The organism is Desulforamulus reducens MI-1, assembly GCF_000016165.1.
Taxonomy (GTDB): Bacteria; Bacillota; Desulfotomaculia; order Desulfotomaculales; family Desulfotomaculaceae; genus Desulfotomaculum; species Desulfotomaculum reducens.
Map to the genome: position 1 here is coordinate 2,101,663 of NC_009253.1, position 26,876 is coordinate 2,128,538.

At 39.9% G+C, this 26,876-nt stretch carries 28 protein-coding genes; 6 read left to right on the plus strand and 22 right to left on the minus strand.

Features of this window, described 5'->3' with window-relative positions:
- Positions 1–77: 77 nt before the first annotated feature.
- The 16 genes from DRED_RS10205 to DRED_RS10280 form a co-directional block, all read right to left on the minus strand.
- Positions 78–344: a hypothetical protein gene (locus DRED_RS10205; protein ID WP_011878244.1), complete on the minus strand. Its 267-nt coding sequence runs from the start codon at positions 342–344 to the stop codon at positions 78–80.
- 62 nt (positions 345–406) lie between these two features.
- A complete protein-coding gene (locus DRED_RS10210) occupies positions 407–1,576 on the minus strand; it encodes an LL-diaminopimelate aminotransferase (RefSeq protein WP_011878245.1) in 1,170 nt (389 codons plus the stop codon).
- Positions 1,577–1,607: 31 nt separating this feature from the next.
- A complete protein-coding gene (locus DRED_RS10215) occupies positions 1,608–2,462 on the minus strand; it encodes a PHP domain-containing protein (protein WP_238442496.1) in 855 nt (284 codons plus the stop codon).
- 48 nt (positions 2,463–2,510) lie between these two features.
- Positions 2,511–3,455 (minus strand): dipeptidase, encoded by a 945-nt coding sequence (locus DRED_RS10220; protein WP_238442497.1) that lies wholly within the window; start codon positions 3,453–3,455, stop codon positions 2,511–2,513.
- A gap of 110 nt (positions 3,456–3,565) precedes the next feature.
- Positions 3,566–3,826 (minus strand): stage V sporulation protein S, encoded by a 261-nt coding sequence (locus DRED_RS10225; protein ID WP_011878248.1) that lies wholly within the window; start codon positions 3,824–3,826, stop codon positions 3,566–3,568.
- A gap of 128 nt (positions 3,827–3,954) precedes the next feature.
- Complete coding sequence (locus tag DRED_RS10230) at positions 3,955–4,734, minus strand: TIGR00282 family metallophosphoesterase (protein WP_011878249.1); 780 nt, start codon at positions 4,732–4,734, stop codon at positions 3,955–3,957.
- Positions 4,735–4,751: 17 nt separating this feature from the next.
- Positions 4,752–5,270 (minus strand): hypothetical protein, encoded by a 519-nt coding sequence (locus DRED_RS10235; RefSeq protein WP_011878250.1) that lies wholly within the window; start codon positions 5,268–5,270, stop codon positions 4,752–4,754.
- A 149-nt stretch (positions 5,271–5,419) separates the two neighbouring features.
- On the minus strand, positions 5,420–6,958 hold the full coding sequence (rny, locus tag DRED_RS10240; RefSeq protein ID WP_011878251.1) for a ribonuclease Y: 1,539 nt from the start codon (positions 6,956–6,958) through the stop codon (positions 5,420–5,422).
- Positions 6,959–7,287: 329 nt separating this feature from the next.
- Entirely contained in the window at positions 7,288–8,331 is a 1,044-nt protein-coding gene (gene recA / locus DRED_RS10245; RefSeq protein ID WP_011878252.1) for a recombinase RecA, read from the minus strand.
- Between the two features lie 170 nt (positions 8,332–8,501).
- A complete protein-coding gene (locus DRED_RS10250; RefSeq protein WP_011878253.1) occupies positions 8,502–10,100 on the minus strand; it encodes a DEAD/DEAH box helicase in 1,599 nt (532 codons plus the stop codon).
- Between the two features lie 28 nt (positions 10,101–10,128).
- Complete coding sequence (locus DRED_RS10255) at positions 10,129–11,373, minus strand: competence/damage-inducible protein A (RefSeq protein ID WP_041274576.1); 1,245 nt, start codon at positions 11,371–11,373, stop codon at positions 10,129–10,131.
- Between the two features lie 128 nt (positions 11,374–11,501).
- The gene (locus DRED_RS10260) at positions 11,502–12,986 is read right to left on the minus strand and encodes an AAA family ATPase (protein WP_011878255.1); all 1,485 of its coding nucleotides are present in this window, start codon (positions 12,984–12,986) and stop codon (positions 11,502–11,504) included.
- A complete protein-coding gene (locus tag DRED_RS10265; protein WP_238442498.1) occupies positions 12,970–13,548 on the minus strand; it encodes a hypothetical protein in 579 nt (192 codons plus the stop codon). The genes DRED_RS10260 and DRED_RS10265 overlap by 17 nt, the downstream gene beginning before the upstream one ends.
- A gap of 114 nt (positions 13,549–13,662) precedes the next feature.
- On the minus strand, positions 13,663–14,208 hold the full coding sequence (pgsA, locus tag DRED_RS10270; protein WP_011878257.1) for a CDP-diacylglycerol--glycerol-3-phosphate 3-phosphatidyltransferase: 546 nt from the start codon (positions 14,206–14,208) through the stop codon (positions 13,663–13,665).
- The gene (gene rimO, locus DRED_RS10275) at positions 14,205–15,539 is read right to left on the minus strand and encodes a 30S ribosomal protein S12 methylthiotransferase RimO (protein ID WP_011878258.1); all 1,335 of its coding nucleotides are present in this window, start codon (positions 15,537–15,539) and stop codon (positions 14,205–14,207) included. The genes pgsA and rimO overlap by 4 nt, the downstream gene beginning before the upstream one ends.
- 73 nt (positions 15,540–15,612) lie before the next feature.
- A complete protein-coding gene (locus DRED_RS10280) occupies positions 15,613–16,113 on the minus strand; it encodes a YajQ family cyclic di-GMP-binding protein (RefSeq protein WP_011878259.1) in 501 nt (166 codons plus the stop codon).
- A 221-nt stretch (positions 16,114–16,334) separates the two neighbouring features.
- Here DRED_RS10280 and DRED_RS10285 point away from each other — a divergent pair, with 221 nt between their 5' ends.
- The 3 genes from DRED_RS10285 (at position 16,335) to DRED_RS19065 (ending at position 17,583) form a co-directional block, all read left to right on the plus strand.
- A complete protein-coding gene (locus DRED_RS10285) occupies positions 16,335–16,913 on the plus strand; it encodes a DNA-processing protein DprA (protein ID WP_011878260.1) in 579 nt (192 codons plus the stop codon).
- A gap of 164 nt (positions 16,914–17,077) precedes the next feature.
- Positions 17,078–17,341 carry a hypothetical protein gene (locus tag DRED_RS10290; protein ID WP_011878261.1) on the plus strand — a complete coding sequence of 88 codons (264 nt, stop codon included), beginning with the start codon at positions 17,078–17,080 and terminating at the stop codon, positions 17,339–17,341.
- 83 nt (positions 17,342–17,424) lie between these two features.
- Positions 17,425–17,583 (plus strand): hypothetical protein, encoded by a 159-nt coding sequence (locus DRED_RS19065; protein WP_198006888.1) that lies wholly within the window; start codon positions 17,425–17,427, stop codon positions 17,581–17,583.
- Between the two features lie 258 nt (positions 17,584–17,841).
- Here the strand turns inward: DRED_RS19065 and DRED_RS10295 are convergent, their stop codons facing one another.
- Positions 17,842–19,296, minus strand: a complete 1,455-nt coding sequence (locus tag DRED_RS10295) for an IS1380-like element ISDre2 family transposase (RefSeq protein ID WP_011876859.1) — start codon at positions 19,294–19,296, stop codon at positions 17,842–17,844.
- A gap of 262 nt (positions 19,297–19,558) precedes the next feature.
- Here DRED_RS10295 and DRED_RS10300 point away from each other — a divergent pair, with 262 nt between their 5' ends.
- On the plus strand, positions 19,559–19,747 hold the full coding sequence (locus tag DRED_RS10300; RefSeq protein ID WP_238442499.1) for a hypothetical protein: 189 nt from the start codon (positions 19,559–19,561) through the stop codon (positions 19,745–19,747).
- A 511-nt stretch (positions 19,748–20,258) separates the two neighbouring features.
- Here the strand turns inward: DRED_RS10300 and DRED_RS10310 are convergent.
- From DRED_RS10310 to DRED_RS10320, 3 genes are all read right to left on the minus strand, one after another.
- Positions 20,259–21,017: a helix-turn-helix domain-containing protein gene (locus tag DRED_RS10310; protein WP_238442500.1), complete on the minus strand. Its 759-nt coding sequence runs from the start codon at positions 21,015–21,017 to the stop codon at positions 20,259–20,261.
- Positions 20,959–22,086, minus strand: a complete 1,128-nt coding sequence (gene mnmH, locus DRED_RS10315) for a tRNA 2-selenouridine(34) synthase MnmH (protein ID WP_011878263.1) — start codon at positions 22,084–22,086, stop codon at positions 20,959–20,961. Before mnmH ends, DRED_RS10310 begins: the two co-directional genes overlap by 59 nt.
- Before the next feature lie 217 nt (positions 22,087–22,303).
- Positions 22,304–24,586, minus strand: a complete 2,283-nt coding sequence (locus DRED_RS10320; RefSeq protein WP_011878264.1) for an FtsK/SpoIIIE family DNA translocase — start codon at positions 24,584–24,586, stop codon at positions 22,304–22,306.
- 158 nt (positions 24,587–24,744) lie between these two features.
- Here DRED_RS10320 and DRED_RS10325 point away from each other — a divergent pair, with 158 nt between their 5' ends.
- Both DRED_RS10325 and DRED_RS10330 read left to right on the plus strand, forming a co-directional pair.
- Entirely contained in the window at positions 24,745–24,957 is a 213-nt protein-coding gene (locus DRED_RS10325; protein ID WP_041274578.1) for a spore coat protein, read from the plus strand.
- 17 nt (positions 24,958–24,974) lie between these two features.
- The gene (locus DRED_RS10330) at positions 24,975–25,421 is read left to right on the plus strand and encodes a spore coat protein (protein WP_011878265.1); all 447 of its coding nucleotides are present in this window, start codon (positions 24,975–24,977) and stop codon (positions 25,419–25,421) included.
- A gap of 253 nt (positions 25,422–25,674) precedes the next feature.
- Here DRED_RS10330 and DRED_RS10335 read toward each other — a convergent pair whose 3' ends face one another.
- Both DRED_RS10335 and DRED_RS10340 read right to left on the minus strand, forming a co-directional pair.
- Positions 25,675–25,884: a YlzJ-like family protein gene (locus tag DRED_RS10335; RefSeq protein ID WP_041274579.1), complete on the minus strand. Its 210-nt coding sequence runs from the start codon at positions 25,882–25,884 to the stop codon at positions 25,675–25,677.
- A complete protein-coding gene (locus tag DRED_RS10340) occupies positions 25,881–26,711 on the minus strand; it encodes a ClpP family protease (RefSeq protein ID WP_011878266.1) in 831 nt (276 codons plus the stop codon). The genes DRED_RS10335 and DRED_RS10340 overlap by 4 nt, the downstream gene beginning before the upstream one ends.
- Positions 26,712–26,876 lie beyond the last annotated feature (165 nt).

Below are 26,876 nucleotides of genomic sequence, written 5' to 3' on the forward strand. Positions count from 1 at the left end.
GCCTTAGTTGTCCTTATGCATATCGGAAAGTTTTATACTTTCCGATATGCATAAGAAAAAACCGCTTAATGCGGTTTTTACATATCCATCAGATAATTGTCCAGAAGGTTTTGCAATTCCACAATCCTTCGGTTTTGCTGAAGTAAATTTTTGGCATAACGATAATTATCAATATGTAGCTTTCTATTTTCCTTTTCTAATTTTGCTACAAATAATGACTTTTCCTTTTCAACTTTCTCAATAAGATTCATTAAGACCCGCCTACTTAGTCTAAGTTGTTCAATCTTTTCTTCTAATTCCTTAATTCGGCTCTGCAGATACTGAACATCCGCGCTACTGTTCAAAACTGCACCACTCCTTCAATTCACTTAAATTAGTATATGCATAGGAGTGGTACCATAGACATTTAACTAGCGAAGGTAAAGTTATTGCGAACTCTTTCTAAAGCCTCCAACAACACTTCTTCCCTTTGAACCAAGGCAATTCGAACATAACCCTGACCCAGTTCTCCAAAAGCATTTCCTGGCACCATTAAAACACCTGTTTTATCTAAAAATTCCAGACAAAAATCCATAGAAGATTGAAAACCAGCGGGTAGTGGTGCCCAGATAAACATAGAGGCTTGGGGCTTAGGCATCAGCCAACCCAACTCGCCAAATCCCTCAACAAGAAGATCCCGTCGTCTTTGATAAGTTGCCGCAGTTTTCGCTACACAGGTCTGGTCTCCTGTTAAGGCCGCTATCCCAGCTTCTTGCACTGCTGAAAAAACACCATAGTCAATGTTTGATTTAATCCGCCCTAGCGCACTTAATACATCTGGATTTCCTACAGCAAAGCCAATACGGCAACCCGCCATGTTATAGGTTTTTGATAATGAGTAAAATTCAATCCCAACTTCCTTGGCACCTGGTACTTCTAGAAAACTCATAGGCTTAAAGCCATCAAAGGCTAACTCAGCATAGGCAACATCGTGACATACCACAATATTATGTTCCTTAGCAAAAGCAACAACCCGTTTAAAAAATTCTTCATTGGCTGAAGCTGCCACTGGATTATTAGGATAATTAATTGTCATCATTTTAGCTTTTTTAGCAATGTCTGTGGGTATATTGCTAAGATCCGGCAGGTACTGATTCTTCTCCAGAAGAGGCATTGGATATAACTGGCCTTCGGCCAGCAGGATGGATGCAGAATAGATGGGATATCCCGGGTCAGGTACTAGGGCTATATCACCAGGGTTAATAAAAGCTTGTGCCACATGGGCTAATCCATCCTGAGACCCCATTAGTGTCAAAATCTCGGTGACAGGGTCCAAATCAACATTAAACCTCTTCTTATACCAATTTGCCAAGGCTTTATGAAGCTCATATTTACCGCCTATGGGATACGTATAATTCGTTGGCTTTTGTACAGCCTTACTAAGGGTTTCGATGATATGAGGAGCCGGAGGAAGGTCCGGACTTCCTATACTTAAATCAATCACCTTAATTCCCAAATTTTCTTTTTCAGCTCTGGCATTGGCTAATTCTGTGAATATTCCAGAAACCAGTGCTTCCATTCTTCTTGCCAATTTCATTGAAATCAACTCCGTTCAGTAAGTCCTATATTTAAAATAGTTTCTGGTGAGCATTTTTTAATAATTGCACCGAATCAAATGGGGCCACTGCACCACCCAAAATATTGCATGTATCATGGGCAGAGCCATGGTAATCTGATCCACCAGTAGGGACTAAATTGTATTTTTTTGCTATCTCGGCATAGTACTCAACCATTAATGGTGTATGGTTTTTATGCCATACCTCTAATCCCTTTAATCCTTCATTAACCAAATCTAACAGATATGTATTAATTTTAGACAACCCGGGGTGAGCTAAAACAGGAACTCCCTTCGCCCTCGTTATTAAACGAATTGCCTCCTTAGGGGAAAGCTTTTCCCTGGACACAAAGGCTGGTTTACCCACTCCTAGGTAGTTTGTAAAGGCCTCCTGCAGAGTTAATACATATCCCCTCTCCACTAAGGCTCGGGCAATATGCGGCCTCCCAACGGATCCGCCAGAAGACAATTCTAATACACGCTCTAATTCAATTTTTATATTAAGTTTATTTAATTTGTCAACCATTTTTTTAATCCTAGTCATTCGATCCCCTTGCAATTCTTTCAATTTCGCAACGAATTTTTCATTACAAGGATCGATTAAATACCCTAAAATATGAATTTCTTTTCCCTCAAAAAAGGTATTAACTTCCACTCCAGAAATTACTTCCAGATTAAATTTTTCTGCGGCTCGCTCTGCTTCAAGAACTCCATCCATTGTATCGTGATCCGAAATAGCAATGGCACGAAGGCCAATTTCTAAGGCTTTATGAACCACCTCAGAAGGGGTATCTGAACCATCTGAAGCCGTTGTGTGAATATGTAAATCGGCATACTGCATGAATATCACCGTCTTTTTTCTATACATTATTACCATTCATTTATATTCAATATAACAGCTTTCCTTTGTATAGGATTAACCGCATACCTCTTTAAATACCCTTAACCAGTTCTCACCCATTATCTTTTCGATTTCACCAGTGGTGTAACCCTTTTTTATAAGGGCATTTTCTAAATTAGGAACTGCTATACTTGCATCATGTAGACCCTCTACAGTCGCATCAATGCCGTCAAAATCAGAGCCTAGTCCGATACAAGAGATTCCTCCCACCTCATAGATATGGTCAATATGCTCAATGAGCCGTTCAATAGACGGTTTACTTAGATCAATAAACTGAGGCACATAGGTAACCCCTATAACTCCTCCGCTTTCGGAAATAACTCGAATTTGTTGATCGGTTAAGTTTCTGGGATGGTCACAGATAAATCTGCTGTTGGCATGGGAAGCAGTAATGGGTGCCCGTATCTCTGATATAACATCCCAAAACCCTGCTTCAGATAAATGGGATACATCAATCATCATACCCAATTCTACCATTTTTTGAATCACCTGTCGTCCAAAAACGGTTAATCCTGATGCCTCGGGGCCTAAACCCACTCCATCCCCTAATTCATTCCTACCGTTCCAGGTTAAAGTCAGGCCCCTAATCCCCTGTGTATAGTAGCTTTCCAGTTGCTCAATTTTCCCCTTTAATGCTTCTCCACCCTCAATGGTAAGGACAGCACAAATCTTTTTTGAATCATAAGCATGTACAATATCAGCGTAATTGCGGGCATGCAATAAAGAAGACGCATTCCTTTGGATTTCTTTATTAAACAACTTTAGAATTTCCTTCGTGTATTGCGCTGGGTCATGGTAATTATCAGGTCCAATAAAAATGGCGAAAAACTGAACATTTATACCACCTCTATATAACCTAGGTATATCTATGTGACCCCGTTGGGAAAGAGTTCCTAAATCTCTTCCTTGTGGGGTGAGGACAGTCAAGGTGTCACAATGGGCATCTACAATCAGCATCATGCCCCTCCTTTCCTACCACCTTCGTTATCAATTTAATACCACTAGTAAGCAAGAAACCTGTTTGCTATTTTTGCAAACAGGTTGTACCGAACTAACTAATTATTGTTTAACTAGCGAGGTTCCACGATAAGCTTTATAGCTGTTCTTTCATCTCCGTCAATAACTACATCGGTAAAAGCAGGGATGCAAATCAAATCGACTCCACTGGGGGCTACAAAACCTCTGGCAATTGCAATTGCTTTCACTGCCTGATTTAATGCACCAGCACCGATTGCTTGCATTTCGGCACAACCACGTTCTCTGAGCACACCTGCCAGTGCTCCGGCTACAGAATTTGGATTGGACTTTGCTGAAACTTTTAAGACTTCCATGCTGAAAAACCTCCTTAGTTAGTTTGGATAATTGCTCTAATTCCTGTATTAATTTTATTCTGCAGAATCCTAAAAATTCCTTCTATTGTATAAAAATTTAAAATTTTTAGATTGAGTATTATATGTAGCTATTCCAAATGAAAAATCCTTTCAATGTTGGTGGCAATCCCATTATCAGGGTTGACATCTATTACCACTGCATTTAATTGATAATCAGTTTCTGCCACTTCAAACCTCCGTGGCATTTGAGTCATAAATTTTTCTATCACAAGGTTTGTACTGACACCAATTACCGAATCCCTAGGGCCAGTCATTCCAATATCCGTGATATAAGCACTTCCCTTAGGTAATATCCGCTCATCTGCTGTTTGTACATGGGTATGGGTACCGCAAAGAGCAGTAACCCTGCCATCTAAATACCAGCCCATAGCTACTTTTTCTGATGTTGCTTCTGCATGAAAGTCTACAAAAATAAGGTTTGTTTTACTATTAATTTCTTCTAGTATCTTATCGATTTTCCTAAAAGGGCAATCCAATTCCTGCATAAAAATTCTACCAGAGATATTGATCACTGCAATACTATGACCCGAATTGGTTTCATAAATATTATACCCTGCTCCTGGTGTACCAGGAGGGTAATTTGCAGGGCGAATAATTTTTCTTTCCTTCTCTATATAGGCTATAATTTCTTTTTTATTCCATACATGGTTACCCATGGTAAAAACGTCTACCCCAGTAGCAAAAAGCTGCTTTGCAATTTCTTTTGTAATTCCGTGGCCCCCCGCAGCATTTTCACCATTGGCAATAACAAAATCAATGTTTAGTTCTTTACGCAGTGCTTGTAGGTTATCTAAAATTGCCCTTCTACCTGGTCGGCCTACGATATCTCCTATCATTAAAACACGCAATTTTACAGAATGCCTCCCTATTTGTTAAAAACAAGGACTCGTCCTTCATCTCTGAAAGCATATAAACGTTTATTTTCAGACTTATTTTTTATACTTTCTAGCATATGCTCAATCAGTTCTTCCTGAATAACCAAATCCTCATCCACTAAACTCTCATTATCATCTGTAATCAAACTATTTTTTATGTACTGACGAAATAGCTCAACCATAAGAGCTATTTCCTCTTGCACTAGTGTATCCACATCTCGTAGAATCTCAATCATGGTCAGATTATCTGTTATATTATAATCTAGCTTCACCACCTCTGGTGTTTTACCTTCCAGGATATTATACATTTCGATACTGCTTAGAATATTATCCTTCAACTGATATAACTCCTGATCAGATATGATACCTGAATGAATAAATGTAAAATTTAAATTATGTTTATCTGGATCATAATTTATCTTTGCCACTTCAGGATACCGAATAAGGATAGATATCAATAAACTGACACTATTTGTAATATCCTCGCTGCCCTTATAGTGAAAAACCAAAAATGTCACCACCTGTTAATTATCCAAATAATTAATAATTCTTTTATAAAATATACTTTCCTGCCGCTAATTATATTTTTAATAAATTATTTTTGTGGTATATTTGGTGATTAATTCCAAATAATAAAACGACCCTCTGGGTCGTTTTATTATTTAGCATATTCAACATACCTGGTTTCCCGAATAATAATAACTTTAATTTGACCGGGATAATCCAGTTCATTTTCAATCTTTTTAGCAATATCCCTTACTAGGCGAATAGCAGCCAGATCATCTATTTTATCTGGTTTAACCATAATTCGGATTTCTCTTCCTGCCTGAATAGCAAAGGATTTTTCAACACCTTCAAAGGTGCCTGCAATTTCTTCCAATTTCTGCAATCGCTTAATATAGGATTCCAAAGTCTCTCTTCTAGCACCAGGGCGTGCGGCTGATATTGCATCAGCAGCTTGTACCAAGACAGCTTCTATGGTTCTTGGCTCTTCATCTCCGTGATGTGCTGCGATGGCATGAATAACTTCTGGACTTTCCTTATATTTTTGACAAAGGTTTACACCGATAGCTACGTGAGGTCCTTCCACCTCATGGTCAACAGCTTTCCCAATGTCGTGCAATAACCCAGCACGTTTCGCAAGTTTAACATCTATACCCAGTTCTGCTGCCATGAGTCCTGCTAGGTGACAGACCTCAATGGAATGTTTTAAGACATTCTGCCCATAACTGGTACGAAACTTCAGACGTCCAAGTAGTTTTACCAGCTCAGGGTGAAGGCCATGGACACCTGTTTCAAAGGTAGCCTGTTCACCTGCTTCACGTATCTGTACTTCTACATCTTTCTGAGCCTTCTCAACCATCTCTTCAATTCTGGCAGGGTGTATACGTCCATCGGAGATTAGCCTTTCAAGTGCCAATCTTGCCACTTCTCGACGAATGGGATCAAAACCTGAAAGGATAACTGCCTCAGGCGTATCATCAATAATTAAATCAATACCTGTTAGGGTTTCAAAGGCCCGAATATTACGACCTTCCCTACCGATTATACGACCCTTCATTTCGTCATTTGGCAATGGTATAACAGCAACAGTGGCCTCTGCAACATGGTCTGCTGCACATCTTTGAATAGCTGACGAAATAATGTCCCGTGCCTTCTTATCCGCTTCTTCTTTAGCACGGTTTTCAAAGTCTTTAATCATCACAGCCATATCGTGTTGAAGCTCTTTCTCCACATCATTTAACAGTATCTGGCGAGCCTCTTCCGATGAAAGCCCCGATACTCGCTCCAACTCAGCTAACTGCCGATTTAAAACATTAGTAAGCTCAGCCTTGGTATTTTCAATGTCAGCTTCTTTGCGACTTAAGGATTCCTCTTTCTTTTCCATGGAATCCATTTTCCTGTCTAGAGTCTCCTCTTTTTGCAGAAGCCTTCTTTCTAACCGTTGCAGTTCATTTCTACGGTCCCTTATTTCTCTTTCCATTTCGTTCCGTAGTTTTAGAACTTCTTCCTTTGCCATAACAATGGCTTCCCGTTTTTTGCCCTCAGCATTCTTCTCAGCCTCTTCAAGAATTCTCTTAGCCTGGGCTTCAGCCGATGTTATTTTACCCTCGGCAATATTCTTTCGAATAAAAAAACCAATTACAAGTCCAACCAAAGCGGAAATAATAACCACTAAAATTATTTGAAACTCCACTGTTTTCACCTCCTGTCTTATGAATACTGCCCTTTTAAATCGAACATAAAATAAAAAACCGAGTAATACTCGGTCGAAAATAAACAGATATCTGGTTTGTCCAAATCACGGGCAGGCTTACTATACCTCAAGATATTGGAACCCAACTAAAAAGCCAAAATCCCGACAAGAATAGTGGTTACGCTTTAAGGAATATTGGATTTTTTATATATAAACTGTTGCCAGATATCAAATTCTATTTTCTCCCAAATGTAATTTTACTAGTTTTTTGGGCCACTGTCAAGATTCCGCCCCCCTGGCAACCCGTAGGCGGACTTAGTTGAATTCTATTAAAATAGATCTTCCTCTGATTGATCTGTGGGTATCCCCTCTACGGAGGGGAGAGAATCGCTAAGGGATAACTTTTCTCGAACCTTATTTTGAATCTCCTGACATAATTCTGGGCGTTCTTTAAACAACTCTTTTGCATTTTCGCGCCCCTGACCTAATCTTTCATCTCCGTAGGAATACCAAGCCCCGCTCTTATTTACAATTTTCAATTCGGTGGCAACATCTAGGATACTACCTTCCTTGGATATTCCTGTACCATACATAATATCAAATTCTGCCTGTTTAAACGGAGGTGCCACTTTATTCTTAACAATTTTCACCCGAGTGCGGCTACCTACAATATCTGTACCCTGCTTAATGTTTTCTTGTTTACGAACCTCCATTCGAACAGAAGCATAAAACTTTAAGGCCCGACCGCCAGTGGTTACCTCTGGCGATCCATAAATTACGCCAACCTTTTCACGAATTTGGTTAATAAAGACAACGATGGTTTTTGATTTACTTACTATACCAGTCAATTTCCTTAAAGCCTGAGACATTAACCTTGCTTGAAGCCCTACATGGGTATCTCCCATGTCCCCTTCAATTTCCGCCCGAGGAACTAAGGCCGCCACAGAGTCTACAACCACAACATCCACAGCGCCACTGCGCACCAACGCTTCGCATATCTCCAATGCCTGTTCACCTGTATCCGGTTGGGAAACCAGTAAGTTTTCCGTATCAACCCCCAAATTACGTGCATATACCGGATCCAAGGCATGTTCAGCATCAATAAAAGCTGCCATGCCGTTTTGTTTTTGGGCCTCTGCGATTACATGAAGGGCCACTGTGGTTTTACCAGATGACTCTGGGCCATAAATTTCTACTACACGGCCTCTGGGTAGTCCACCTACCCCCAGAGCGATATCCAATGATAACGCTCCACTAGATATAGCTTCTATATTTAATTTGGTTGAATCCCCTAATTTCATGATAGAGCCTTTACCAAATTGTTTTTCAATGTTTGCCAGAGCTATTTCAAGGGCTTTTATTTTATCGGACATAGATATCCATCCTCTCTAAAACATATGTTCGCCTTTTATCTAATTATAGTTGATGAATAAATAACTAGTCAATAAAAAAGTTCGAAAGTTCGTTGACAAAGTTGAGACTGCAAATAGATATAACACCTCGTTTTAACCTCAAACTTCGCACTGGACTTCCGAACTTTTTATTACTTTCTGGCACGGGCAGGTTCGACAAATATTCTCCTGCCTTTAAAATGCTGCCTATGCAAGCAACTGATTACACAGTTGGCCCAATCTTCAGGAACCTCAACGAAACTAAAATTTTCATATATGTTAATGTTACCAATTTGACCACCTGAGATGCCAGATTCATCTGATACTAGCTTAATAATCTCTGGCGGGGTTACCCGGTCTTTTCTTCCAAGTGTAAGAAATAACCTTACCATACCAGGCCTTGCACCGGTATTGCCGAAATTAACAGTGTTAAGATTAACATCCTCACTGTTAGGTTCCAAATCCATGGAAAGTTTGAGAGCTGCCGCGGCAATATCCATCGGATCATACTCATCTACTAGTGCATCAACAACCGAACGGTAGTAACCTAATTTTCCTTCATTAATAATTTGAATCAATCTTTCCTTAATACTTTCCTTTTGACGTTCTACCACATCGGCAATACTGGGTAGTTTTTGTCTCTTAATGTGGGTTTTAGTTATGTTTTCAATTTGGCGTAGTTGACGGTATTCTCGAGGGCTAATGATCGTAATGGCAACACCTGATCTACCGGCTCTACCTGTTCGACCAATCCTGTGGACATAAAACTCTGGATCCTGAGGAATATCATAGTTGATTACATGGGAAACACCCTCAATATCCAATCCCCTAGCTGCTACATCGGTGGCTACCAACAGTTCAACCTCACTTGAACGAAACTGTCTCATGACAGTATTTCTTTGTTGTTGGCTGAGGTCCCCATGGAGGGCAGCAGCAGCAAACCCTCTGGCTTGCAAGCCAGCAACCAATTCATCAACACCTCGTTTGGTACGGCAAAAAAGGATACCCTGAGAAATATCACTTATATCAAGTATTCTGCAAAGCGCTTCTAACTTATTTTTTTCCGGTGCCTCATAAAAGACCTGTTCAATTTGAGGTACCGTCAGATTGGTTTTACTAACAGTGACATATTTGGGATCTGTCATATATTGCTGAGCCAGCCTAATGATTTCCTGAGGCATAGTGGCAGAAAAAAGCAAGGTCTGTCTTTCTGCCGGAGTATGTCTAATGATCTCCTCTATGTCTTCGATGAAACCCATATCCAGCATTTCATCTGCCTCATCTAGTATCACCATGTCAACCTGATCAACCTTTAATGTCTGACGCCGAAGGTGATCCAACAATCGTCCAGGAGTACCCACAACCACTTGTACGCCTAGTCGTAGAGATCGAATTTGGCGCTCGATGGATTGTCCACCATATATGGGCAATACCTTTATGCGGCTAAAACGACCAATCTTACTAATCTCTTCTGCAACTTGAATGGCCAGTTCACGTGTAGGTGTAATGATAATGGTTTGAACTTCTCTTTTTCTAGGATTCAACCGTTCAATCATGGGAATACTAAAGGCTGCAGTTTTACCTGTACCAGTCTGAGCTTGACCAATCATATCATAACCTGCCAAAACCTGCGGCACAGCCAGCTGCTGAATAGGAGTTGGTTCTTCAAATCCCATTTCCTTTAAACCATCAACAATTCTGCGATCCAATTCAAGATTTCCAAAAAGCTTTGTCTCTTTTCTGTGATTCATTCATTTCCTTCTTTCTAGCTGATATAAATTATTTTCCTTGCAAAAAGTGCTTTGCCATCTTCAGCGCTGCATTAACAGTACCACTACGGATGGCTTTTCTTTCCCCAGGAAAGCGATATTCTCTGTAACAAACGCCAGTTGGCGAGGACAGTGCAATATAAACTAGTCCCACGGGCTTTCCCTCACTGGACGTAGGGCCCGCAACACCTGTGACAGCCAGGCCAATACTACTTCCAAGCTCTCTGCGAACACCCTCAGCCATAGCTATAGCTGTTTGGCGACTAACCGCTCCAAATTGCGCCAGGGTGTCAGCAGGAACTCCAAGGATCCTTTCCTTAACTTGTTTTGTGTAGGCCACAACACCACCAACCAGATACCGGGAGGCCCCTGGTATATCAGATAAACGAGCTTCAATTAATCCACCGGTACATGATTCTGCCACTGCAATGGTAAGCCCCGCATCAATGAGCATCTGACCTACCACCTGCTCAATCTTTTCATCATCCTCGGCAAAAATATATTGAAATAATCGTTTACGGACTTGTTCAGATAGATTTTGTACTAGGCCTGTGGCCTGTTCAAGGGTTGCACCTTGTCCGGTTACCCGAACTTCAACAACACCCGGGTTTACCAAAAAGGAGATTTCAGGGTTTCCCATACCACACAGGTCATCTATTAACTCTTGAACAGTACTCTCTCCAATACCAGTTAAACGAAATGTTTTCGATGTACAAAGGGTCCCTCGATGGGGTAAGCTGTTTAAATAGGATACCACAGAGTTGTCAAACATGGTCTCCATTTCCCATGGTGGCCCTGGTAAAATGATAATGGCCTTTTTATCAACTTCAACAATGGCTCCCGGAGCAGTGCCTCTGGTGTTTGGTAAAACTCTAGCACCTTCTGGGAAATAAGCCTGTTTAGTGTTATTGTCAGGCATTTCCATGCCTCTTTTGGCAAAATGCTCTCGAATAGCTTCCAGAGAGGCTTCGTCCAACTTCATATCCAGTTCCAGTACTTCTGCCACGGTTTCTTTGGTAAGGTCATCAATGGTAGGTCCTAAGCCTCCTGTAATGAATATGAGATCAGCCCGTTCCAAAGCCTGCAGCAGTACTAAACCCATGCGACCCCAGTAATCCCCAACTGTTGTGTGCTGTATAACCTCAATGCCCATTTCTGTGAGGCGTCTGCCTAAATACTGGGCATGAGAATTTAAAACTTCACCAACCAATAATTCTGTACCGGTAAAAATAATTTCCGCTTGCACTTTAATCACCTTTTCCACACATTATCTTATATATATTCGCCGGCACTATCTAATTCCCTTCAGATTTTTTTATAATACAAAAACAACAAAGAGACCAAACATAGTTGATCTCTTTATTGTTTCCAGAAATATTCAATTTATGCAGCCGTCTGGGAATGTAGCAAGCTTCTAAAATCTTCTCCAGAAATTTTTTCTTTCTCCAGCAAAACATCCATGGTTAATATTAGGAATTCTTTGTGACTGGTTATATAATTCATAACCCTCTGTTCCTGCTCTTTGAGAATTTCAGATACCACGTTATGCTTAAGATCTCCGGGTAAATTTTCTAAACTCACAACACCAAGTCTCGACATACCTGATCTAATTATGGTTTCTGCCGTCTGCAAAGCTTTCTCATAATCATTAGATGCACCTGTGCTTCGATTGCCGTAAATAACTTCCTCGGCCACTGCACCGGCCAGCATAACAGCTATTTGATTCTCCAAATAATCCTTAGTATATAGAAAGGTATCATCCTCGGGGGTTTGTCGCATATAGCCTAGAGCTCCCCCTCGGGGCGTTACAGTAAGGGCAGACACAGATCCGGGTCTGGACAGTTCACTCATCAAAGCATGACCGGTTTCGTGGACCGCCACCCGTTTCAGTTCTTCAGGATTAGGTCGACGGTCTAACTTTTCGCCCATAATAACCTTATCAACTGCTTCATGGAAGTGTCGGTGATAAATTTCCTTTAACCCTTCTCTCATTGCCAAGATAGCAGCTTCATTGGTCAGACTCTCTAGGTGTGCCCCGGAAAAACCAAAGGTTTCCCTAGCCACCTGTAATAGGTCCACATTTTGTGCCAGTGGCTTATTACTGGTGTGAAGCTTTAAGATTTCTAATCTGCCATTTTTATCCGGCAAATCAACCTTAACCTGACGGTCAAATCTTCCTGGACGTAACAATGCAGGGTCCATCATATCCACTCGGTTGGTGGCAGCCATAATTAGAAGTCGTACATTATCATCAACTTTTAGACCATCCATTTCTACCAACAACGCATTTAAAGTTTGATCATATTCCATATGGCTGGCATTTTGTCCTCTTTTAGACGCCAATACCTCAACTTCATCTATAAAAATAATCCCACTCTTCTTCTTTTGTTTGATGGCAGATTCCCTGGCCGTTTGAAATATCTTGCGAACCCTTTGTGCTCCCACACCAGCATACATTTCTACAAAATCAGAACCACTGGCCGAAACAAAAATTGAATCAGTATAGCTGGCAGCAGCTCGGGCCATTAAGGTTTTACCGGTACCTGGAGGGCCTGTCATAATAATTCCCTTCAGAGGGCGAATTCCTAAACGCTTAATTTCTTGATAGTTCTTTATAAAATCAAGGGCTTCCTTCAATTCTTTAATGGCAGAAGACTGTCCTCCAATGTCTTCAAAGGATATTTCCTGACGTTTCGGTATAGTGGATGCTTTACCAATCCCAGACTTTAGCCCCGTTTTGGCATTAGTTAGATAATACAGTGCTCCTCCAAAGGCAAGCAAAAAGATAAAAGGGGTAATATCATATCCTGCTACCACTCCAAATACTAGTAGTGCCGCACCTAAACCTAAACTAATTTCTTTCAGCAATTTGGCCACCTCCTTGGGTGGTAACCGTTTTACCGTGATCTTGTCTGGGAATTATTTGATATAAATAGTGTCCGTCTGTTTTGGAAAATTGGATATAAATATTATTTTCATCTACAAAAACTTTTCCTTCTGCGCCTTGCTTCCGTGCTGCTTCTTCGACCTTCTGGGCTGCCTCTGGATAATTACCCATTACTTGCGCCTGGTAGATGATATGGTGACTTTCATAAAAAGCTTGATTTAGAGCATTATCAGATTTACTCATAAATTTAATCTGATAATGTTTTTGACCCATGACTTCATTGATTAATTGATTAATTTCCTGGTATGCCACCATTAAGTTACTTGTATCTTTCGATAATTCTACTTTAACTAAAGACTTTGATGTACCCTCTTTAATTGTAAAATCCTCTACCAGTTCGTTTTCGGCTAGCACTTTGCTTAAGGGTTGCTGATAACTATATTCCTTATAAGCCCATTGTCCAGCAAAAACTAGAGCAAGTCCTAAAACAAAGGTCATAAAAATAACCGGAAGCTTAAGGCCGTGCCATTGCATAGCCATCATCCTTTCCAGTTTAGTACTGATTTAATGCTATATCATTATAGCACGTTAGTATATACGATTCTTTATGAAACCGTTGGAAATTAAAAAAACAGGAAAGCAAAATGCTCTCCTGTTCTAGTACTCTTCTTTTTTTAGCAGGTGCCATCCTTTGGCCATATAGTCGATTCCAGACCAAAGGGTAAAGAAAACCGCCACAGCCATTGCAATTTTCCCCAAATCAAACCCTAAAAATTGAAAGGTTATATTATGCAAAAACATAGCCACAATAGCAACAATTTGGGTTACCGTTTTCCACTTCCCCAGTTTACTGGCAGAGATGACCACACCCTCTGTTGCTGCTATTGCCCTAAGGCCGGTCACCATAAATTCACGTCCTATAATGATTATAGCAACCCAAGCTGACAATTTGTCCAACTCCACCAGGACAATAAGAGCCGCCGATACCAAAAGTTTATCCGCCAGTGGATCCATAAATTTACCAAGGGTGGTTACTTGTTTATTTTTTCTCGCAATGTAACCGTCAAGACCATCGGTACTAGCAGCTAAAATAAAAACCCCAGCAGCTATTATATCGCCATATTTAATTCTTAAAGTAACCACTGCCAAAAAAACAGGAATTAAAAACATTCTTGCCAGAGTCAACCGGTTCGGTAAATTCATTGGGCCAACTCTCCCATCAAATCATACTCTAATGCCCTATTAATCTTTACTTTAACAAAATCACCAATCCGTAATGGTCTTGAACTGGTAAATTCTACGGTACCATCAATCTCCGGCGCATCATAGGAAGAACGACCGGTATAAACCCCTTTGCTTTGGTCCGTTACCTCTTCAACTACAACTTCTATTTCTTGGCCAATTCTTTTCTGATTTTGCGAAAGGGATATCTCCCTTTGCAATTTCATCGCCCTATGATAACGTTCTTGTTTTATTCTGCCATGAATTTGATTAGGCATTTCTGCTGCCGGGGTTCCTTCCTCCTGAGAATATGTAAATACACCAGCCCTATCAAATTTTACTTCTTCCATAAAATCTAGTAGTTCTTTAAAATGTTCCTCAGTTTCCCCTGGGAAACCAACAATGAAAGATGTCCGAATAACAATACCTGGTATTTCAGTTCGTAACTTTTGAATAAGTATCCGTGCTTGTTGTTTCGTAACAGGGCGTTTCATAGCCCTCAAAATATCATTTGCTGCATGCTGCATTGGTAAATCAATGTATTTACATATATTGGGGTTTTCCGCCATAGCCTTAATTAATTGATCCGTAAAACGATTAGGGTAACAATATAGTAATCGAATCCATTGAAGACCCTGGATGGGTCCCAATCTTTCTAATAACTGGTCCAGTCGATATTCACCGTATAAATCCAACCCGTAACGTGTGGTGTCTTGGGCAATTAAAATAATCTCTCTCACGCCCTTTTCCACCAAATCCTTAACTTCTGCTTCAATGGATTCAATGGGCCTGCTACGGAATTTACCTCGGATATCCGGTATAGCGCAGTAAGCGCACCGGTTATCACAACCCTCTGCAATTTTTACGTAGGCAGTATAAGAGGGTGTACTTAACAAACGGGGCGAATGCTCATCATAGATATATAAAAGGTCCTCGACTCGGGTGTGTCTATCCTTGCCTTCCAAAGCGTGATTAACTACTTCTACAATATTACTGACATGTCCTGGACCAAGGATAACATCAATTTCTGGAATTTCTTCCAGTAGTTCCTTTGAATATCTTTGTGCTAAACAGCCTGTAACAATAAGCGCCTTACATTTGCCCCTCTCCTTATATTGTGCCAATTCAAAGATATGCCGTATGGATTCTTCCTTGGCGGATTCAATAAAGCCGCATGTGTTAACAATTAAAGCATCGGCATTTGCTTCGTTATTGGTTATTGTAAAATTATTTTCCCGGAGTAGACCTAGCATAACCTCTGAATCCACCAGGTTTTTTGGGCATCCCAAGCTTAATAATCCGATAGAGGGCATAACATTTCCTTTCGTTGTTAGAAGAATTTTTCGTAATAAGTATAAATCAGTGCTACTAACCTGTCAAAGAGAACTAAATGGTTCTATAATTTGTAAACTCAACTGGTATATCCAGTTCCGTCCCCTTAACAACATTGATTGCTAGTTGCAAATCATCCCTGTTCTTTCCAGAAACCCTTACCTGATCACCTTGTACAGATGCTTGAACTTTTACCTTACTATCTTTTATAGCTTTAACAATCTTTTTAGCAATATCTTGTTCTATGCCCTGCACTAGGGTCACTACCTGTCGTACAGTATCTCCAGCAGCAGATTCTACTTTACCATATCGAAGAGCTTTTAGGTTGATTCCCCGCTTAATAAGTTTACTTTCCAGTATATCAATTACGTTACGAAGTTTAAAATCGTCATCACTAATTAAAGTTATCTCGGGTTTATTTTCAAAAATAATTCTACTTTTACTTCCTCTAAAATCAAAACGGGTTTCTATTTCCCTTAACGCCTGATTCACAGCATTAAGTACTTCCTGCATATCCACACGGCTGACAATATCAAAACTATTCTCTTTAGCCATATACAACCCCTCCTAGTTGCTATCACTTAAATAATAAAATTATATCATAATGGATAATGTTGTCAAAAAACCATTTGTTTTCATGGCCTATCAGAAAACAAAAAACTTTACGAGACACCAGGGCAACTAAGGCTAACACTGGCTCTTAACAGTTCTCGTACCTTATGGGGTATGGCACCAGCCAAGTTTCCTTTGTTATAATAATTCTGGAGGTCTTTAAAATGTATCATTATCTCGGCTTTTTTCCAGAAAACAAAGAAATCATTGCCATTATCGGTCCCAGAAGGCCTATAAAAGGGTCTTCTGCATCAGAAATACTTCAGCACCAACGTGACTGTGATATAGCCTATCATCTGGCCCAGCAAGCTGCTAGAAAAGATGTTGTGGTTCTCTCTGGTTTAGCCACAGGTATTGACACAGCAGCTCATTTAGGTTGTCTTGATGCAGGTGGAATAACAGTGGCCGTTGTACCTTTCGGATTGTCCGCACCTATTTCTCCAGCCGAAAATCGTAGTCTTTTTCACCAAATAGTACACAAAGGCGGGTGCATTGTCAGTCAATTTAAGCCAAAGCAACCAGCAGCTAAATGGACCTTTATTGTCCGGGATAAAACACAGGCAGAACTTTCGTCAAAAATCGTTGTAGTGGGCACCTTTCCTCCGAATGGACTCATTGTCGGAGGGACAAGGCACTGTGCCCTATGGGGAAGAAAAATGGGCAAGCCATTATTTCACTATAGAGAATTCAATGGTCAATATGTGATTTACAAAGATCAGCAGGTTAGCATTGGTGAAATTTAAATCTTAGACCGACTTATCATCTGTTTAGAAAGTTATAGTATAGGGAAATAATAAACCTATCATAAAATTAGGTAATAGTTAAAAATGTCAAATTTTTTTGTCAATGGGTTGCAATTTTTTTCACATTCCCATACCATATATGTAAATCTGGAAGGAGTGGTTAAATGTTAACGGTCAGGAGACTTTCATTGGAAGAAATTTTGGATCTTGAATGGCTCGCTTTATTAGTAGATCAAGTATTGGAATATAATTATTATACTGTCCCTCTGGAGGAAAAACACTTAAAGATGATTCAGTTGTCTGTTAACGGTTCTTTGGACATGGAAACTATTGCAAGCTATATTGTGGATTACCTTTCTCCCGAAGCCATTAATTTTAACTATCAATATAAAGATCATTCATCACTAAGCCAAGACGAAGTTGGGTAAAACTAAAATTTCTATAAATACCTTGGCCAACAAACTTAATTATGGTATACTTTACCCCAAATGGTACAAGGTGGTATCAATAATTGAGCAAACATTTAAATTTTAAAATCATATTTAGCGCCATTGGTTTTTTTTTAATTGGGTTAAGTATGTTCTTTCCTGATCGTTCCTGGTTAATTATATCTGGTGCAATTATATTTACCATTGGCATGGTGAGAAAACCCAAGAGAAATAAGCGGTAATACCCGGCAAAGTTGCACGGGTATTTTTTATCTTCAAATCGGAAAGTAACTTTCCGAGCCAAGTTAAAGCTCCAAAATAACCAATTTTTGGTTATACCGCTTGAGCTGCTATGTTGCCTGAATGCCTAATCACTCGGAAAGCGTTATCACTGCTGTATACTCCAATAAAAAGCTAGATTTTAGGGTGCAGTTAATAAGACCCATCTTTTTTGGATCAGTGATATCATATTTGATTAATTCGATTAGTCTCGAGTTTGTTTAACCTGAACTTACGGCAACCCATGCCTGTATGCAAAGGAATTCTTGTAATTTTTCCTTAGCATTCTTCAATGCCTTTTGCAGCCAGGGATTAGGGGCTAACTTTATATGGCGGTAACGGTTGTTGCCTACAATGTTCCCAGGTACATTCAGTATTTTACGGCGGATAGTGGGCACTTCAGCACGGCTGTCTTTGCCATCCAATAAGGCCAAGCGAAACCAGTTGAGAAGGTTATACGATAATACTTTGAGCCACATAAAGGCTTTGTTTCGATCCATCTCTGCTTGGCTCATTTTTTCAAAGCCTAAGCCAACCTTGAGTTCATCAATTTTGTTTTCGATATTGCAACGCTTATTGTATTCGTGCCATACCTCCTCTGGGTTGTGCTCGTCACTAGAAGTAATTATCACCTGGTAGTCGAATGTCTTCAGGTCAAAGTTAAGTTGATCGCCGCATGCCTTAGGTTCTTGAGTTTCACGGATAAATACAAACCTGCGGGCTTTGGACCATTTAGGTAATGGAATGGTGATTTCTGCTGCAGCATAATGGTTGCTCAAAGACTGCCACTGGTTCTGGTCATCAAGGTATTTAATGACCTTTCTCATATTACTGGTGAGTTTAGCCTTACAAATATACTCGATGCCCTGTTCTTCCAGGTAGGCAAAGTTATCCTCATCAAAGAAACCTTTATCTATGCGGATACCTTTTACGAGGATATTCTGGGCAGCTAAGATCTCTAATGTCTCTTTAAGGAATTCCATAAATTGGCCATTGCTGGCGACGTTCCCACTATATAACCCGGCATTGACTAGTTCGCAAGTTCCAGAGATAAATGCTACCTTTACCTTGTAGGAAGGCCTCCCGTGGTACCGAGGATTGTAACCGACTTTTGATCCTTCCTGTTTCCCAAAAACAGTGAGGACACTGTCATCAATATCTAGCCAGACTTCACGGGGCTGATCGGATTTGGCCTTTAAGGACAGCATTTCCTGATTCACCAGAGGCAATTGGTTTAATGCCTCCTGCTCACAGATAAGAGATAGAAAGTTCCGCAAAGTGCTTTCGTCAGGCACTTGTGTTACTTCTTTAATTTTCTGGTATCCAGGGTCAGTTTGCAGAGCATTCATATGAGAAAACCGTAATAATCCCAAGGAAAGGGCATCAATGATTGTATCTAACAACCCTGTATCAGAGTATTTACAGTTATGATGTCGCTTAAGGGAAACCCCTTTAAGCATACCCTTGAAATCAATGGCTTGCTTAAACGCCTCTAGTATGCCAAAATTTCCATAAGCAGTTACAGAAGTATTGTCAAAGCTAATCGGAAGATCACTTTTGCTAGTCAGGCGTTGAAGAGAATGTAATTTCTTCTGATATTTACGTTCCAAATCACGTCGTTGTTGACGGGTCAAAGTTTCAAGTTGATTTGTGGTAATAAATTGTGATACCATCATTTCAGAGGGTCACCATCCTTTTGGAATGTTTTGTTTGGACGCTAAACAATTCCGTAGAAGGGGCGGTGTACCCTCTTTTTCTGTCAAATTTTTTACAACAAAAAATGGTTATTAGACCTTGATGTTATTGGGTTTTTAAACTTTACTTTCCGTATCTAAGTTTATAGTATACCTTATTTATTTTTTCAAATCATGATAAACAGGAGTAAAAACAAAATGAAAACGGAAAAATAAAATAAAATCATCTGGAGGTGATTGTTTTATGATGCGTAATAACACGTGGAGATATCCTAATCTTGGCTTCTGGGTAGTTCATGTTGCATCTTTGGCTGCAATGGGATATTTAGCATACAAAGCCAAGGATTGCAGTTGTGACATTGATTATTCAGAAAACCAATCCTTCTCCAACAAAATGCCCCAGAATCAGGAACCTCAGGTTGACCAGTTTTAAAGTATAACTTGATATTTTTTTTTAGAAAAACATAGTTTGTATAATCCTCTAATGTTTTAAATCCCGAGGCAACCTTCGTATCTCTAGTACATTTAGGGAGGTCAATACTTCCTATATACTAAAAATAACCCGACTTAAGTCGGGTTATTTTTAGTATAATATAGGTTAAAATACGCAAGAGGTGATCATAATGCATATTCTTTGGTTATTAATGGGAGTCTTGGGCGCTTTATGGATATTTTGGGATACACGTAAACAGGGTTATTCCTTTGAATCTTCTTTTCGGTGGGCACTAGGTACTTTTTTTGTACCCGCAGCAGTCATCCCTTTTTACCTCTTCCAATCCAACATAAGAGAAAAGAGGCATAAAAGCTATAATAAGGGACCTGTGGATATTACCGCAAATATTCTTTTGAAATGTCCCCATTGCGGAATTTTCTACGAAGGAAATCCAGAAAGGTGTCCCAACTGTAAAGCCCTTGTTAAAGATGAATAAGGAGCTTAGTCTCCCCTATCCCTGTGTTAATTTAGGATCTTCGCCAGCGTTAAATGGTATTCTTACAACCTTACCATTTTCTCCGAGACGGCCAAGGTTCTTTCCGTTGACATTCACTTCTACTACACCGGCATTTCCCACATGAAGAAAGATCTTCTCCTGAGCTTTAAAGTCTTTCATTTCCCCTGCTCCTACCAAACCACTAAAGACGGTATTACCATCCGCTTCAACTTGCATCCAACTTTGTTTTTCAGTAACTTTCAAAACAACCCTTACCCCATCCATTTCCTGTGGGGTGCGGGGTTTTGTGGGTACATTAATTTGACTAGGTGTCTTTTCTGCTGAACTATTTAAATTATCCTGTGCTGTCTTAGGTAAATCCGGCTTGTTATCTTTTGTTTGACCACTGTTATTATAAAAGGTGTTAAAGGCTAGCAATGATACAATGGCCAGTCCTGCTGCAACATATCTCCACATTTTGTTCCCTGAAATAACAGGTTCTGGGTCAGCTTGTTTTTTTTCTTCAACAGGAGGTTGATTATCCTGTGTGATTTGGCCATATTCTTCCATGATTTCTTCTGTATTAATCTCAAGATATTTTGCATAGGTTCTTAAGAAGGCCTTTGCATACACAGGCCCAGGCAAAATATCAAATTCTTCATTTTCTAAGGCTTCAAGATATTTCGCTCTAATCTTGGTTGCCTCTTCTAAGTATTCAAACGAGTAACCCTTTTCTTTTCTTGCGCTCCTTAAAGCTTCCCCTACTGCCACCATCGTCACCTCCGATTTTCGCTGGTATACCATACTCGGGTAAAGATGTTACCCAATTCGCAATTATACCTGTGGCTTCATTTAAATCATCACAATCAACAGATAAATCATATTCATCGTTGGGTGAATCAGGATATTTATATAGAGGATCGTAATACTTTGTTAAAAGGTAAGGAATAACCTCCTCAAACTTTCTTTCATCGATCTTTTGATTTAATTCTTCTACAGTTTTGTTTCCAAGAGACTTCTTTAATAGGGCTGTACTTAACTTCAGCATTTCAATATTATTATCAGGGCCCTTTGTATATTCATCTATAATCCTTTGCACCCGCTTCTCTATTGAAGCATACATTAAAACTCGATAACCCTGTGACATGGCGTTGAAAACTGAAGTTGGTACGATTAGTTTACCCACTCTGCGACTTTCACACTCTACAGCTACCATTCCTTTATCTTCTGCTCTTATAAGGGTTTGTACAATACTTGACTCAAAATCCTTTTGGGAAGGTGATTCTGGCAAACCAATCTTACCATAGGCTGATCCTCTATGACAGGCAATAGATTCTAAATCTAAAACAGGTATGCCAAACCTATTTAAGTTATTTAAAACAATGGTTTTCCCTACTCCGGTTAAACCATGTAAAACAATGCATTTATGCGGTATCAAGTCCTGATCTAAATAAGCATGTATATGCTTACGATAAGCTTTATAACCACCCTGTATCCGATAAAGGTTTATGCCTAGGGTATTTAAGATCGAGGCTGCATATTTGCTACGCATTCCTCCACGCCAACAGTAAAGAAAAACCGTTTTATCCTTAGCCAATTTTGAAATATCATCATATAGTGCCGGAAGTTTTGGGCTTGCAATTTCTAAACCCAATCTTTTGGCGGCTTCCGTCCCAACCTGTTTGTATACTATGCCAACCTTTGCCCTTTCTTCATTTGTAAATAAAGGAATGTTTATTGCACCAGGAATCGAACCTTCTGCAAATTCTCCCTCTGACCGTAAATCAATAAAACAAGCATCATTTTGTTGTAAAGCTTGATTAATGAAAATATCTTTTAGCATATTGTCTTACTTCCTTGTCGCATCTATTCTAGTTTTTCTTTTTTTATCCTGCAAAAAGAATTAGATAAAAAACCCTATGACTTTAGGATTTCCTATCTAATTCGCCAAAATTCTATCGCCACTCTACATTTAGGCATATTTAGGTAATGTTAATCAAAGTCAGTATAGCATGCACATCAATAATGGTCAACTTATGCAAGTTGACCATTATATAAAGTTACTCTTGTTTATTTTCTTTAAAAGTTTGTATGTATTGTTCCATGGTCATTAAAATGGTCCTTGGTTTACTACCCTCATAACCCCCTACAATGCCTTTTTTCTCCATTATGTCAATTAACCTCGCTGCCCTCGCATACCCAATATGGAGTCGACGCTGTAACATGGAGATTGATGCATGACCAGTTTCTATTAAAATGCGAACAGCCTCAGGTAAAAGATCATCTTCAACCTCTGCCTCTTGTTTTGCCTTTGGGTCTTCTTTAACCACCGTATCATCATAGATAGGTTCAGATTGCTTTTTCAAAAAAGAGACGACATCCTCCACTTCCCTATCAGACAAAAAGGCTCCCTGTACCCTTATTGGTTTTGAAGCACCCACCGGAAAGTACAACATATCACCCTTACCCAATAGCTTCTCTGCCCCTGCCATATCAAGAATGGTTCTTGAATCCACCTGGGATGACACTGCAAAGGAAATTCTGGAAGGAATGTTTGCTTTTATCAAACCGGTAATGACATCCACTGACGGACGTTGTGTGGCTACAACTAGATGAATGCCAGCAGCCCGAGCCATTTGTGCTAAACGACATATGGCATCTTCTACATCAGCCGGAGCAACCATCATTAAGTCAGCCAACTCATCAATAATTACTACCATTAAAGGTAAGCGATTCTGACCAGTACCGGGTTCGTTTTCACTAAACAGGTTGTTATACATGGTGATATTACGAACCCCAGCCTTGGCAAACAACTCATATCGCTTTTCCATCTCCCGGACGGCCCATCGTAGTGTGGTGGCAGCCTTCTTAGGATTGGTTACAACCGGAGAAACCAGATGAGGTATACCGTTATAGGTGGCTAGTTCAACCATCTTCGGATCTATCATGAGAAATTTGACTTCATCTGGTGTGGCTTTAAAGAGAATGCTGGAAATCAGCGTGTTAATACAAACACTTTTTCCCGCCCCGGTCGCACCGGCAATTAGCAGGTGCGGCATTTTTGTCAAATCAGCCATTATCGGCGTCCCTGCTATATCCTTGCCCAGAGCCACCGTTAAGCTGGAACTTGCATTACTAAATTCTTTTGCTTCCAGTAAGTCTCTAATATGAACCATGGAAATTTCTTTATTGGGAACCTCAATTCCCACCGCTGCTTTACCAGGTATGGGTGCTTCTATACGGACATCCGGTGCAGCCATAGATAAAGCAATGTCATCGGCCAAGCCAACAATTCGACTTACTTTTACACCAGCAGGAGGCTGTATTTCATAACGAGTGATGGCTGGACCACGGGACACCTGTGTAACCTTAGCCTTGATCCCAAAGCTTTCTAAGGTCTCTTCCAGTTTAGCAATATTATCAGTGATATCCTTTGCACTGGAGATATTTTTACTTGCCTTCATAGGACGAGACAGTATGCTTAATGGTGGTAGATTAAATGAGCTCATATCATTCAAAGATAACTGACTATAGGTGATATCGGCTTCATCCCTTTCTGGTTCTAAGGGAGACGCTTGTTCTAAAACAGTAGTTTTGGGTCTTTTATTAATAACAAAATTAAGGGGACCTGTTTTTTCTTTATTATTCATATCCTCTTTATTTTGATCAACAACCGGAAAGTCAATCTCATCCTGAGAACCATTAATAATGACTGGCGTAATTGTTCTTTCCTTAGGTTTTTCTGACTCCATACTTTCCTCAACTTCTGTAAACAAAAAATCATTTAACCTTTTCCCGGTGTGTTCAACACATTCCTTGGCCTTAAAGGTTGTTTTCTGAGCAAGCACTGCCATAGAAATATTGGTCATCAGTAAAAGGGATACGATAAATCCCGAAGTTAATAGAATATAAGTACCTGCTTTTCCGAAGGATTGTATTAACAAAAAGGCCAGCATTGAGCCAATAAGCCCACCACCAGTACCAGCTGTAGCCGCATCGGTAATTCCCATTAAAATTTCTATAAAGGTACCTTTTATGGGACTAAAAAGACTTAAAGATGTTAGGATGAGAAAAAATAATAGTATTGCTCCATAGGCTTTAATATTCACTGGGGTACGCCTTCGGTCTATGATAAGCTTTATACCAAAAAAGCCAAAGAGAAACATCAAAGCGACCCCTCCACAGGTACCAAAGAGACCCTTTAATACGCGTCCCACAAAACCCCCGATTGCCCCCAAGGGTGTATTGGCAAAACTAATCAGTCCTAGCACAGCAATTGATATTAAACCTATGCCAAAGATTTCATATTTTAAATCATTCTTTAATTTCTTTAATAAATCCAAGGCGTGGCACCTCCAAGTAATATATACTACAGAAATTTCCAAAACCCTTTTATCCTTGCAATAAGAGAATTTCCCGAATAAAGAAAAGGATACCAAAACATATTAACATATGAAATATCTTTTAATCTACCTTTAGTAAAGAAAGGAGGGTTCACCCCATGCCCCATACAAAGGGAAAAACAACGGCTCGGGAATTGCTTGACTTAGAAAGTCATTTGATGCTAGAAACCAACATGGTTGGGCAATTTAATCATTTTGCTCAGGAGGCTAGCAATCCCCAGCTACAACAAATTTGCCAGAACATTGCACGTAGCCGCATGGATTGTTTTCAACGATTAGTACAGCACACCAATATTGGAAATATCCAATAACTGAAAGGAGGTTTATCATGCAAGGAGACCAAGTTACCGATAAAAACCTGTGTTTAGCTATGCTTAACCAATTAAAATGGGATGCTTCTTGTTTAACATCTAAAATTCTGGAGTGCTCCGATGCACAGCTTCGCCAGGATTATATTAACATCCTGAACAGAACCTTTGAAGAACAAGTACAGGTATATAACTTTGCCAATCAGCAGGGCTGGCATAAGCCTATGATGGCTGAACAAAATATGGTTACTCAAGTACAGAGCGGTGCACAAAAAATGCTGAATGAGCAACAACAAAGTATGGCTACCCAGCACCAACAAGCACAATATCAGGCCATCCAAAATCAACCAAACATGCTGAATAACAACCAAGGAGTGGGTTATCAAACCTACGCACAGCCCTATTACAACCCACAACAGTATCCATACAATTATGGCGAGACTCAGCAGCAGTTCTTTCCAAGGTAAACAAAATGGCACCTAATCAGGTGCCATTTTGTTTGCAAAACATTAGCTTACGCCATACCCTATAGGGCACAAGAGCCTTTAGGCGACAGCGTAAGCCTTAATTGCCCTTATACAAGTCGGAAAGTTTTATACTTTCTGATTTGCTAAAGAAAGCCCCTCCTTTTCCTTTTAGGAGGGGCTTATTCGAGCATATCAAAAAGCATAGCATTTTCCTATGCATAGTTAAACTAGCTCTCGTGAAGTTTCGTTTTTTCTAAGTGGTTACCAAACCAGGATAAACGTCCTTACGTAAAAAGTGGGTCGGATCCGTACTATTAATCCTTACCACTCGTCTTTGACCTGTTTCAATCTTTTCCAACAAAACCGGTATTCCTGCCACTTCGGATGCCTCATAAGCTGCATAGGTATTATTATTGAAACCTTCTAATACATATTCTAAGGGGAGTGATGTCCATAAAATCATTGCAACTGACACCTCTCCTTACCTTTCTGCTCCTCAATTAATTCCTTTAGTTTACACATAGCTTGACCAACACCACCAACAGCATCGATTAACCCGGTTTCCACAGCATCTTTACCAATAACCACTGTGCCAATATCCCTGGCAAGTTCTCCGGTCTTAAACATTAATTGTCTAAATTTTTCTTCTGTTACTCTTGAATGTTCGGTTACAAATCGGATAACTCTGTCCTGCATTTTATCCAGATAATCATAGGTTTGAGGTACGCCTATGACTAACCCATTGAGCCTGATTGGATGGATTGTCATAGATGCGGTAGGCGCAATGTAACTATATTTACTTGATACAGCAATGGGTACGCCTATGCTATGTCCTCCTCCCAACACCAAAGTTACGGTAGGTTTTGTCATTGTTGCAACAACTTCTGCAATGGCTAAACCTGCTTCCACATCTCCACCCACTGTATTAAGAACCAATAATACGCCTTCAACATTATCATCTTGTTCAATTCCTACCAACTGAGGTATGATATGTTCATATTTTGTAGTTTTATTTTGGGCGGGCAACATAATATGTCCTTCAATCTGACCCACTATTGTGACACAATGAATATTGCTTTTTATATTTTCCGGGATTGTAGGCGTTCCCAATTCTTTAATGTTTTCCAAAGTTCCTTTAGCTTGTCCTGTTACACGCTTGGGCGTGCCAGGAACTCCAGGGGCCGCAGGATTTGGTTGGGGCATAGGTGGGATACCGGGAGGCTGCAGGGGATTCGGATTGAAGGGGACTTGTCCGGGATTATCAGCAGTATAACTTGGTCTCATTACCATTAAAAGAGTCACTCCTCTTGTTTTTCTAGTACCTTGGTACTAGTATGCTTGCATATTCTCTGTAAAATGTATGGTTATGTTAAATTTGGAGAAGTTTTTTATACATTTTTTATTCCTTAAGAAAGCTTGGTTAACAAGAACTTTTACAACAGCCTAAGGCTCAGT

Excerpts from the sequence above, each read along its gene's own strand:
- DRED_RS10210 (WP_011878245.1), bottom strand. The coding sequence starts at position 1,576 with ATGAAATTGGCAAGAAGAATGGAAGCACTGGTTTCTGGAATATTCACA.
- DRED_RS10215 (WP_238442496.1), bottom strand. The coding sequence starts at position 2,462 with ATGTATAGAAAAAAGACGGTGATATTCATGCAGTATGCCGATTTACAT.
- DRED_RS10220 (WP_238442497.1), bottom strand. The coding sequence starts at position 3,455 with ATGATGCTGATTGTAGATGCCCATTGTGACACCTTGACTGTCCTCACC.
- DRED_RS10225 (WP_011878248.1), bottom strand. The coding sequence starts at position 3,826 with ATGGAAGTCTTAAAAGTTTCAGCAAAGTCCAATCCAAATTCTGTAGCC.
- recA (WP_011878252.1), bottom strand. The coding sequence starts at position 8,331 with ATGTCCGATAAAATAAAAGCCCTTGAAATAGCTCTGGCAAACATTGAA.
- DRED_RS10250 (WP_011878253.1), bottom strand. The coding sequence starts at position 10,100 with ATGAATCACAGAAAAGAGACAAAGCTTTTTGGAAATCTTGAATTGGAT.
- DRED_RS10265 (WP_238442498.1), bottom strand. The coding sequence starts at position 13,548 with ATGATGGCTATGCAATGGCACGGCCTTAAGCTTCCGGTTATTTTTATG.
- pgsA (WP_011878257.1), bottom strand. The coding sequence starts at position 14,208 with ATGAATTTACCGAACCGGTTGACTCTGGCAAGAATGTTTTTAATTCCT.
- rimO (WP_011878258.1), bottom strand. The coding sequence starts at position 15,539 with ATGCCCTCTATCGGATTATTAAGCTTGGGATGCCCAAAAAACCTGGTG.
- DRED_RS10280 (WP_011878259.1), bottom strand. The coding sequence starts at position 16,113 with ATGGCTAAAGAGAATAGTTTTGATATTGTCAGCCGTGTGGATATGCAG.
- DRED_RS10285 (WP_011878260.1), top strand. The coding sequence starts at position 16,335 with ATGTATCATTATCTCGGCTTTTTTCCAGAAAACAAAGAAATCATTGCC.
- DRED_RS10290 (WP_011878261.1), top strand. The coding sequence starts at position 17,078 with ATGTTAACGGTCAGGAGACTTTCATTGGAAGAAATTTTGGATCTTGAA.
- DRED_RS10295 (WP_011876859.1), bottom strand. The coding sequence starts at position 19,296 with ATGATGGTATCACAATTTATTACCACAAATCAACTTGAAACTTTGACC.
- DRED_RS10300 (WP_238442499.1), top strand. The coding sequence starts at position 19,559 with ATGATGCGTAATAACACGTGGAGATATCCTAATCTTGGCTTCTGGGTA.
- DRED_RS10310 (WP_238442500.1), bottom strand. The coding sequence starts at position 21,017 with ATGGTGGCAGTAGGGGAAGCTTTAAGGAGCGCAAGAAAAGAAAAGGGT.
- mnmH (WP_011878263.1), bottom strand. The coding sequence starts at position 22,086 with ATGCTAAAAGATATTTTCATTAATCAAGCTTTACAACAAAATGATGCT.
- DRED_RS10325 (WP_041274578.1), top strand. The coding sequence starts at position 24,745 with ATGCCCCATACAAAGGGAAAAACAACGGCTCGGGAATTGCTTGACTTA.
- DRED_RS10330 (WP_011878265.1), top strand. The coding sequence starts at position 24,975 with ATGCAAGGAGACCAAGTTACCGATAAAAACCTGTGTTTAGCTATGCTT.
- DRED_RS10335 (WP_041274579.1), bottom strand. The coding sequence starts at position 25,884 with ATGATTTTATGGACATCACTCCCCTTAGAATATGTATTAGAAGGTTTC.
- DRED_RS10340 (WP_011878266.1), bottom strand. The coding sequence starts at position 26,711 with ATGGTAATGAGACCAAGTTATACTGCTGATAATCCCGGACAAGTCCCC.